Source organism: Okeania sp. SIO3B5, from assembly GCF_010692555.1.
Lineage (GTDB): Bacteria > Cyanobacteriota > Cyanobacteriia > Cyanobacteriales > Microcoleaceae > Okeania.
Map to the genome: position 1 here is coordinate 1 of NZ_JAAHHG010000386.1, position 9,769 is coordinate 9,769.

The 9,769-nt window shown below is 37.1% G+C and carries 7 protein-coding genes and 1 pseudogene; 2 read left to right on the forward strand and 6 right to left on the reverse strand.

Annotated elements, in window-relative coordinates:
• Together F6K54_RS32745 and F6K54_RS32750 are read right to left on the reverse strand one after the other, a co-directional pair.
• A pseudogene (locus tag F6K54_RS32745) lies at positions 1 to 372 on the reverse strand (hypothetical protein); the annotation flags it as partial.
• A 638-nt stretch (positions 373 to 1,010) separates the two neighbouring features.
• On the reverse strand, positions 1,011 to 1,490 hold the full coding sequence (locus tag F6K54_RS32750) for an ankyrin repeat domain-containing protein (RefSeq protein WP_293087386.1): 480 nt from the start codon (positions 1,488 to 1,490) through the stop codon (positions 1,011 to 1,013).
• 456 nt (positions 1,491 to 1,946) lie between these two features.
• On the opposite strand from F6K54_RS32750, the gene F6K54_RS32755 reads away from it, so the two are divergent.
• A complete protein-coding gene (locus F6K54_RS32755) occupies positions 1,947 to 3,257 on the forward strand; it encodes a lipid-A-disaccharide synthase (RefSeq protein WP_293087388.1) in 1,311 nt (436 codons plus the stop codon).
• A 386-nt stretch (positions 3,258 to 3,643) separates the two neighbouring features.
• Here the strand turns inward: F6K54_RS32755 and F6K54_RS32760 are convergent, their stop codons facing one another.
• The 4 genes from F6K54_RS32760 to F6K54_RS32775 form a co-directional block, all read right to left on the reverse strand.
• Entirely contained in the window at positions 3,644 to 5,401 is a 1,758-nt protein-coding gene (locus F6K54_RS32760; protein ID WP_293087390.1) for an SNF2-related protein, read from the reverse strand.
• Between the two features lie 560 nt (positions 5,402 to 5,961).
• The gene (locus tag F6K54_RS32765; protein ID WP_293087392.1) at positions 5,962 to 6,228 is read right to left on the reverse strand and encodes a transposase; all 267 of its coding nucleotides are present in this window, start codon (positions 6,226 to 6,228) and stop codon (positions 5,962 to 5,964) included.
• On the reverse strand, positions 6,194 to 6,478 hold the full coding sequence (locus F6K54_RS32770; RefSeq protein ID WP_293087394.1) for a hypothetical protein: 285 nt from the start codon (positions 6,476 to 6,478) through the stop codon (positions 6,194 to 6,196). The genes F6K54_RS32765 and F6K54_RS32770 overlap by 35 nt, the downstream gene beginning before the upstream one ends.
• A 370-nt stretch (positions 6,479 to 6,848) precedes the next feature.
• Positions 6,849 to 7,661, reverse strand: coding sequence for a creatininase family protein (locus tag F6K54_RS32775; protein ID WP_293087397.1), 813 nt, complete (start codon positions 7,659 to 7,661; stop codon positions 6,849 to 6,851).
• Positions 7,662 to 8,472: 811 nt separating this feature from the next.
• Between F6K54_RS32775 and F6K54_RS32780 the strand changes: the two genes are divergently transcribed.
• Positions 8,473 to 9,432, forward strand: a complete 960-nt coding sequence (locus tag F6K54_RS32780; RefSeq protein ID WP_293087395.1) for a 3'(2'),5'-bisphosphate nucleotidase — start codon at positions 8,473 to 8,475, stop codon at positions 9,430 to 9,432.
• The last annotated feature ends 337 nt before the right edge of the window (positions 9,433 to 9,769 follow it).

Genomic DNA, 9,769 nt, shown 5'->3' on the forward strand with positions numbered 1-9,769 from the left:
TATTTCCAAGAGCAAAAATTGAGTAAAAAGACTCGCCCTAACAGTCAACCTATTTAAACAATAAATATTGAAAGAAACAACACAAATCAACAGAAATATCACCAACATTTCATATCTGACATCCCAATTAGTCAAAAAAGCTAAACCGATAAAAATTAGCCTGGGAAAAAACTTTCTACTTTCATGGAATTGAGCAAATAAATCACTAAAAGATAAATTTCCAGCATAGATTTTCTCAAACATTACAGCCAGAGGCCATTGGTCAGAAAAAGGAAAATTTACGCTATATTTGAGGATGCAAATTCCCATGAATAAAACTGGTAAAAAAATCAGACAGAAAATAGGAATTTGTTGGCGATTGAATTGTTGCATGCAGTATATTTTTTTTTAATTGAAAGGTAAGCATAACAGAGATTTATAATATCATTTGGAAATATAGATTATACAACATATTTCAAGTATCTAAAGAAATATTTGCCACGGGAGCAAGATGCTCCCACTGCCGTGTCTTCTAATAATTCTATTGAAAAATTATTCAATCAAGCGGATTTTAAATTGGAGAGAAAAGATACAGCGTATTCCACTTTGGTGAGGTACAATCACGGGAGCAAGATGCTTCTGAGCGAGCAAGATGCTCGGACTGGGAAGATTTAATTATTAATATCTGTACTTCATATACTTGGAATTTGCTGTAAAAGTTGACAGCTTTTTATTTACTCCAAAAAATAATAACCCTGTAGAGACATTATATGTAACATCCCTGCTCCCTAAAATACAGTGTACACCCATCATGCAGGCGCAGGCAAGATGCCCGCGCCACAAGACAATAGATGCCCGCGCCACAAGATTTTCACCATTTACCTGAAATATGCTTTCATTAATGGATAATTGATAATTACCTCTGGTTAAAACCGAGAGGATTGGATATAAGGAATATTGTCTTTTTTTTCCCTTAAAAGGGGAGGCTTTAAACCTGAATTATTTAATTATTAATTATTAATTATTAATTATTAATTATTGCGATCGCGTGCCTCTTTGAGCAATTCCACAACCTCTTGATGACCTTCTGAACTTGCCCATACCAAAGCCGTCCATTTATTGTTATCTTTAGCCTTGATATCTGCTCCCCGGTCTAACAAAGTTTGCACAACACCAATATAACCACTACCAGCAGCAGTCATCAGCGCAGTCAAGCCAAAATTAGTAGTAGCATTGACATCAGCACCAGCATCCAACAATAATTCTAAAATTTCCCGATCGCCACTACCAGCAGCACCCATCAAAGGCACCCAAGCATCATTATCACTATTGTTGACATCAGCGCCAGCAGCCAATAATTTTTTAACTATCTCTATATGGCCAGCTTCCACAGCAGCAATTAAAGGAGTGGAACCCTCCGAGTCTTTAGCATCGATCTCTGTACCTTCATTCAGCAAAGTTTCTACTTGAGAAATATCTCCGGTTTTAACCACATCAATTAATTCTGTCATCTTAGATTTTCTCCTATAATTTGGTTTACTTTAGTAAGTATATTAGCTTCTTAGGGAATAGGGAGCAAGCAGGGAATAAATATACAAGTTTACCGAATAATTAAGGTTGAAAGTCTCTTATAGCAGCCGCTACTATAGTTAGGAGATCGGGTAATTATGATGATTCATAACGCGAGCAAGATGCTCGCACTAATTGTAAAACAACAACCAGGCGGTTGCTATAGAATTCGTCGCTGCCTAAAGTTTTTACGGGATGCTATGGAATTTGTCTGGCCTCAAGCGTCCTAACAGTTATGGCGGTTGCTATAAAAAAGAAAAAATAAATCAAAAAAATCCTGTTCGCCTATTCTATCCCTTATAAATGGTAAAGTGTTTGTAGTGCGGGCATCTTGCCCGCGACTGGTGCACCTCACTAATATGAAATACGCTGTATCACCTAAAACCTACCACCTCTCTATGAAAAAAATTGATGCTGTATCACCTAAAACCTACCACCTCTCTATGAAAAAAATTGATATTGTCATCCTCTCAAATGGCCCGGGAGAATTAGTTACTTGGGTGCGTCCTGTTGTACAACAGTTACGACAACAGGCAAATACTGATATCCGAATTTCTGTCCTTCTTTCACCTTGTCCCCATGCTACCGGAAAAGAAGCAGCGATCGCTCTTTCCTATCCAGAAATAGACAGAGTACAACCCGCAGAATATTTTTGGCGGTTTTTGCTTCAGGGAAAAACGGCGGAAAATTGGCATTGGCATCCCCAGGGAATAGTTTTATTTTTGGGAGGCGACCAATTTTTTACTGTTGCGGTAGGAAAACGCCTTGGTTATCGTACTGTTATTTATGCTGAATGGGATGCTAGATGGTGGCGCTGGATAGATAAATTTGGCGTAATGAAACCAGAAGTTGCTGCTCAAGTACCATCAAAATATGCTGAAAAATTTACAGTAGTGGGAGATTTGATGGCAGAAGTAACCAGTAATTTAGATTTACCAACAACAGAGGAAAATATTGTTGAGTATATTGGGTTATTGCCTGGCTCGAAACCTACTAAGTTATCTTTAGGTGTACCTTTAACTTTAGCGATCGCTCAACATATCCACAAAGTACGCCCGCAAACGAGATTTATTATTCCAGTTGCTCCTACTCTGGAATTATCTACTTTAGCCAGTTTTGCCGACTCTCAAAAAAATCCAGCAGTTCAAAAAATGGGTGGTGTTGAGGCAAAATTATTAATTCCTCCAGACTCCGAGACAGAAAATCCTAAATTAGTTACACCTACAGGTTTAGAAGTAGAATTAATAACGCGCACTCCTGCTTACGATCTACTTTCCCAATGTCGTCTTTGCTTAACCACAGTTGGAGCTAATACTGCTGAGTTGGGTTCCTTAGCAATACCGATGATTGTATTATTACCCACCCAACAACTAGATATTATGAGAGCTTGGGATGGTTTGCCTGGGTTGTTAGCAAACTTACCAGGGGTAGGAGCTGCTTTTGCTGCCGGAATTAATTGGTTAGTGTTGCGCAAGGGGCAACTGTTTGCTTGGCCGAATATTTGGGCAAAACAGGAAATTGTGCCAGAGTTGGTAGGGAAACTGACACCGGAAACAGTAGCAGAATTAGTATTAGATTTTTTGAGTCATCCAGAAAAATTAGCAGAAATGCGCGATCGTCTCAGAAGTGTTAGAGGTGAACCGGGAGCGGCACAAAAATTGGCTGAAATTGTTTTATCGTTGCTATGTTCCGAAAGTGTTGAGTATTAGACATCTCCAGAAAATAGGCCACAGGCAACAGGGAGAAATAATTGATAATTTATGGATAAGAATTGATTTTATTTTTGATTTTTGGAGATGTCTATTAGCGGTACTTAGGGCTTGCTGATTAAATCTAAAAGCATTGACATATAAAGACAAGTGCCTTTTTGGGGTCTAAAAAAGTACCTGGTTTTCAGCTCTTCACGCTCAAAAAAGAGGGTATTTTAGGCGCATAGTTGGGCAGAACAATCTTGGGACAAAACTTAGCTCCTATCTCCTCTAAATTCCCATTTCTCCTGTCTCCTGTCTCCTGTCTCCTGTCTCCTACCCCAGCAAAAAGACTTTCCATACGCAAACCCTACTTAGACATTTTATGGTCGAAAAATACCTGAAAGTCAGTATCCAAGTTTATCCTCTAATTCTTCAATTTTATCCTCCACTTTTTTTCTTTCTCTTTCTTGCTTTTCAATTGTTTTTTCTAATTCAAATTTTTGAGCAGTATGAGATGTAATTACTAAATCTTCTCGGAGAGTAGCTATCTTTTCACTATATACGTCATATTGCTTTTGAAGACTATCTAGTTCCTTTTGTAGACGTTGATTTTTCTGTGCTTTTATAGACTCTTGACTTGGTAATTTAGCCTTTATTTTCTGAGGAGTTTCGATATCGAAAATATCTAACCAGTCTTCTGTAGTTACAGAATTTTCAATTGCTTCAACAGCAAGAGGATCGATTATATTCTCAACAAGTAAACGTTTTTCAATCAATTTCTTCTTAATCCTTTCCTCGATGGTATTCTTCATCCAAAAACTATAAACTGTTAAGCTTTTTGTTTGTCCAATTCTATGAGCTCTATCTTCAGCATTTTGCATCTTTGCTGGGTTCCAGAGATGATCGAAGTGGATTACATAAGAAGCTTCTGTCAAAGTTAAACCAAAACCTACAGATTGAATAGTGGCCAGAAAAACATTAATTTCCGGCTTGCTGCGAAAATCACTAATTATTTGATTTCGGTTTTGCTCAGATATTCCACCCTTGTACAAAACAAACCTAATTTTTTTCTGAGTTAGCAATTTTGCAAGTTTATCAACTCCTTCAGAAACATACTGAGAAAATATGATAACTTTCTGATTATTCGCTACTATTATGTCAAGATATTCAAGCAATCTATCTGTCTTTGGACTGGTGTATTTTTCCTTGGCAAAGTTACAAATTTGCTTCAATTTGTTGAGGATGACAAATATATGAGTTTTTTTAACTTCACCTTGATTACTAATAATAGTTTGAATCTTTTGGCGACCAGCATTTAGAGTTTCATCATAAACCTTTTGTTGATTTTCATCTAACTCTAACCAATCTTCTTGGCAATTTTTTTCAGGCAAATCTTTTAAAACATCTTGCTTTAATCTACGCAGTGTATATGGCTCAATAGTACTTCTAATTTCTTGATCTGAGTAATTAATTTCTGTCTTAAATAAATCAGGATTAATAAATGAAAAAAGTGCTTTAACATCCTCAATACTATTTTCAATTGGTGTACCAGTTAACGCCCATCTGTATTTAGAATTTAACTTGCGGACTGCTTTAGAACGCTCAGAGTTTCTATTTTTTATATATTGAGCTTCATCTAAGATAATACAATCAAATTTATTCAAATCAACTAATACATTTTCTGATAAATCTCTAGGGAGAGTATAATAGCTTGTAATATATATATGAGCTGGTATTTCCCATAATTTACGGCGCTTTCTACTACCTCCTCTAACAATTATTACATAAAGTTCTGGTGTCCAAAGATAACAATGACCGCTCCATCCTTCTGGCTTTTCAGTTTCAATAGTTAGTGCGACACTACCAATTACTGCTGGAGGACAAACTATCAAAGCAGATTTAATATTTCCTTGTCTAAAAAGAAAACGTATTGCATTGACTGTTTGGACAGTTTTACCTGTACCCATTTCATCTGCTAGTAAAGCTGAAAATTGACTAATTAACCACAATATTCCTTGCTGCTGATAACCTCTTAAAGGTTGATATAAATCAAACTCATCTGAAAAATAAAATGATAGAGGTGGTTGTAATAAAGGTTTTAATAAATCCCAGTAATCTACTTGGTTAGTTAAATAATTAGCTTTCTGAGCTTGCTCGATCAAAAGTTTTTTTTCTTCATTTCCAAGTCCAGATAAGTTTTTTCTAATTTGTTGATTTTCATCTTCAAAAACTTTCCCATCAACTTTTTTTACTTTAAGCAGCTCAAGTAGATTATCTGAAATATGTGTCTGCGAAAATTGAAAATTATATTTAAGGATTTTAGGCTGAACAATTAATTTTATTAGGTTGCCGCTAAGGTTTTTATTCGTATGAAAAATATCGGTGTAATCAAAATTTGTAGGTTGTGGAATAAGGAACAGAATTTCTGAAATTTTAAAGTTTTTAGGATTCGGAATTGGCTCATATATTTTTAGTATATTTGGAACAACAAACAAAAGGTTATTAGAAACTCGGACTTTTGAAATAGTGAAACATAAATTATTTGAAATTAGTGGAATAGGTATCTCAAAATATATGCGAAAGCAAGCTGGTTTTCTAACTCCAGAAATTTTTTAGCAAAATAACGTATCACCGTTCTTAGAAACCTATGATTGTCTACATAAATCTATGATTTTCTATAAATAATCTGTTCTATTCTTGCTTCTACCTGGCAACGTCGGCGTTATCCAGTCCACAAGCTGACACGGACGAACTGCCCGCCATAGCTAAATTTAATGCTGCATTCAAATCTCGTTCGCGCTAGCGTTGCGGAGCAATCGCAGCTTAAATTGCAGTGTTCGCAATTGAAAACGCGCTCTGATAACAACAGAGATTCTTTAACAGTTCCACACCTACTGCAAGTTTTAGAACTAGGAAACCATCTATCAACAATGATTAACTTAGAACCGTATAACTCACACTTGTACTCGCGCCTGTCTACGAAACTCATAAAAACCCATAGAACCAACGGCCTGAGCTAGACTGCTGTATAGTTCTGCTAATGAGTCAAATGCAGCAAGAATCTTTAAACGAGTGGCTGAAGTTTCTGTGAGTAATACTGCTTGTTCTTTTGAGTAAGCTGCTTTACTAGGATCAATCAATATATTATGTAGAGCAGTAGCATCTTGAACAGTAACAGGTAAATCAGCACCGATACCAATTAGTAATGCGTAGCCATTAGAGAAGGTTTGATTAGTCATGGTTCACTTTTATTAACTTATGAAATTTGATGATTTCGTAATCAAGTTAAGTTGGCTATAAAAAATTTCAACATATTGGTAAAGGATAGTTTTGTAGCAAGTATTTTCCAATCTACCCAATTAATATTTTGAGTTTTTTTTAATAGTCAATTTTTATTTGTTAATAGTTAATATCTTTAAGAGGTTTGTTTAAGAACATCACGCTTAGAGCGAAAAAAAACGCGTGGTTTGTATTGATGGGGGATAGGCGACCTGCCATTATAATATTGCTTTTGAAGACTATCGTTTTTTGGTAATAGTGCATTGTAGTGGTATAGACAGTGGGAGCATCTTGCTCCCGTTCTAAGTATTGCTTGTCTCCACTTAATAATCAAGAGTTAGATTTTTGTTTTGGCTGCCGAAATTTATAAACGTCTTTAATAACCTGCACCCAACTATCAGTAAAAGCCTCAAGAAGGCGATCGCCTTTTTCTTTCGTCGCTACCTTGGCATCACCCAACACGCCACTACAGCTCAACTCCCGCGTTAACCAAGCAAAAGGCAACTTTCCCTCCATACTTAACATACTGTCTTCAGGCAAATCTTGAGGATATTCCGTTACTGCCTTATCCATTTTTACCGTATCCGGCAATATTGACAACATCATACTGGTTTCCCCATCTCCTGCATGAATTCCCAATTCCATTTCCTTTGGCGTAAACAACTCTTCGTTAGGGAGAGGTACGCGCCAAGCAAAAAGCGGAAATAGCAAAAAATCCTCATATTTCTGGTGCAAGTCTCGCGCCACAATTTCGATAACTTGTGGTTGTCCGCCATGGGCGTTCAAAAATACCAATTTTCGGAACCCAGAACGATAGAGACTTTCAGCCATTTCTGTTAATACTGCCATCAAAGTCTGGGCGGTGAGAGTAATAGTACCCGGAAAATGCCAATGTTCGTTAGATTTACCGTAATATTGAGTAGGCAAAGCATAGGCAGGAATATTAGAGTCAAGTTTAGCTAGTGCTTTACCTGTTACATAAGTAGCGATCGCCGAATCAACAATTATAGGTAAATGAAAACCATGTTGTTCGATAGAACCCACTGGTTGAATAATTACTACATTTTCCTTATTTGGCATTGTTTCAATATCTTGCCAGGTGAGATAGGGAAAAAATCTTTCTGGTGGGATGAAATTGTGCATCATAAATAATAGTTAAACATCATTAACAATTAAGTGAACTTGTTCAAGAAACTTTTGTCAATCTTATCGCGCTACGCGTAATACCAATTTGATAAATGTTTGCTACATTTTCTTGAGCGGGGGAGTAGGGGAGTGGGGGAGTCGGGGAGAAGTAAATATAAGAATAATTAACAATAACTAGCTAATAATTATCAAAAAAGCTATTCAATCTGTGTTAATTACTTAATAATTGAAGTACAACTTAAGTATAGCATTCTTTTTTCAAATTGGTATAAGGCAACAGGCAACAGGCAACAGAGGAATAAAAAAGGGTTTCAGCTTCTATTCATGTCAAACACCTTAATATACCAAGCGTGATAAATGTTTGTTACAAATGGTAGGGACGTTGCATGCAACGTCCCTACGAAAGAAGGAAGAAGAAAGAAGGAAGAAGGGAGAAATATTGAAAAAAAGGGAAAAACGATATAAATAACTATCTAAAATGAACTGGACTAGCCATTTTTCCGCATATCTTATCGAGGTCTACCTTTTTGTAGCATTCTTTTTTCAAATTGGTAATATGTAGCGCTATATATAGTTTAGTGCCCAAAACCAAGGGTAGTCCTGCTCGCTTCATTAATTGATAATTGATAATGGATAATTACCTCGGGTTTTAACCATTACGGAATTGAATATAAGGAAATGTTATTTCTTTTTTCCCCTTAAAAGGGTCGGCTTTAAACCAGAATTATTTAATTATTAATTATTAATTATTAATTATTAATTATATGTTATAAATATGCTATAAATAGTACTCAATTTAAAACTACTCATGGCTTACGAACGCGAAAAACAAATAGCAATTGAAGCTGCTCTAGCAGCAGCAAAACTCTGCGAACAGGTTCGTGGAAACATTCCCCCTGCAATGGAAAAAGGTGATAAAAGTCCTGTAACTGTTGCTGACTATGGCGCTCAAGCGTTGATTTGCAAAGCCTTGGGTGAGACCTTTCCAGAAGATCCAGTGGTAGGAGAAGAAGACGCCACTGAATTACAAAGTCCAGAGATGGCAGAAAATTTGACAAAAGTAACAAATTATGTAAAAGAACAGATAGCAGATGCTACTCCAGAACAGGTAGTACAGTGGATTAACCAAGGTAATGGTAAAGTCGGACCTCGTTATTGGACTTTAGACCCCATTGATGGCACAAAAGGGTTTTTACGTCAAGACCAATATGCAGTAGCTTTAGCATTGGTGGAAGCAGGAGAAGTTAAAGTAGGGGTGTTAGCTTGCCCAGCAATGCCAGTAGAAAATAATCAACCAGGGATGCTGTATGTAGCGGTGCGGGGTGAAGGAGCAGCAATGATGCCAATAGCAGGAGGTGAATTGACTCCTATTCATGTTGTGAAAGCGGGTGATACTACTAATCTCAGGTTTGTGGAAAGTGTGGAAAGTTCCCACGGCGATCAAGACCGTCAGAATGCAGTAGCGAAAGCTGCGGGTATTACTGCGCCTTCTGTACGAGTAGACTCTCAAGCAAAATATGGTATTGTGGCATCTGGGCAAGCTGCTTTATATTTGCGTTTGCCTTCGCCGAAGTCTCCTAACTATCGAGAGAATATTTGGGATCATGCTGCCGGAGCGATCGTTGTGGAAGAAGCTGGGGGGCGTGTTTCCGATCTTTATGGTAAACCGTTAAATTTTGCTGATGGATCGAAGATGGTTGATAACCGTGGCGTGGTTGTTAGTAATGGGATAATTCACGACCAAGTTTTAGCTGCTTTGCAAGATTGACATAGCGCTACGCGCAAGTTAGAAGTCAAAAGCCATTTCAAGTCAAAATTCAAAAGTCAAAAGCCTTTTCAAGTCAAAAGTCAAAAGTCAAAAGTCAAAAGTAAGAATTTTTAAAGTTATATCATGTTCGGATAATTACTTATAATAAAATTTTTGTTTGTAGTTGGGCTTGAGCCTCTGAAATACTTACTATTATTGCTCAAGCCCAACTACGAGCCTAATTGGGGTTTGCTGAAAAAGTCTGTTGGTAGGGGTAGGAGACAGGAGACAACCCACCCCTCGCCCCTCCCCCTCCGGTGGAGGGGAAGACAGGAGAAATGGAAATTATAGAGGAGGT

Coding starts and splice junctions, on each gene's coding strand:
- F6K54_RS32780 (WP_293087395.1), top strand. CDS start 8,473: ATGGCTTACGAACGCGAAAAACAAATAGCAATTGAAGCTGCTCTAGCA.
- F6K54_RS32765 (WP_293087392.1), bottom strand. CDS start 6,228: ATGAGTTTCGTAGACAGGCGCGAGTACAAGTGTGAGTTATACGGTTCT.
- F6K54_RS32775 (WP_293087397.1), bottom strand. CDS start 7,661: ATGCACAATTTCATCCCACCAGAAAGATTTTTTCCCTATCTCACCTGG.
- F6K54_RS32770 (WP_293087394.1), bottom strand. CDS start 6,478: ATGACTAATCAAACCTTCTCTAATGGCTACGCATTACTAATTGGTATC.
- F6K54_RS32755 (WP_293087388.1), top strand. CDS start 1,947: ATGAAAAAAATTGATGCTGTATCACCTAAAACCTACCACCTCTCTATG.
- F6K54_RS32750 (WP_293087386.1), bottom strand. CDS start 1,490: ATGACAGAATTAATTGATGTGGTTAAAACCGGAGATATTTCTCAAGTA.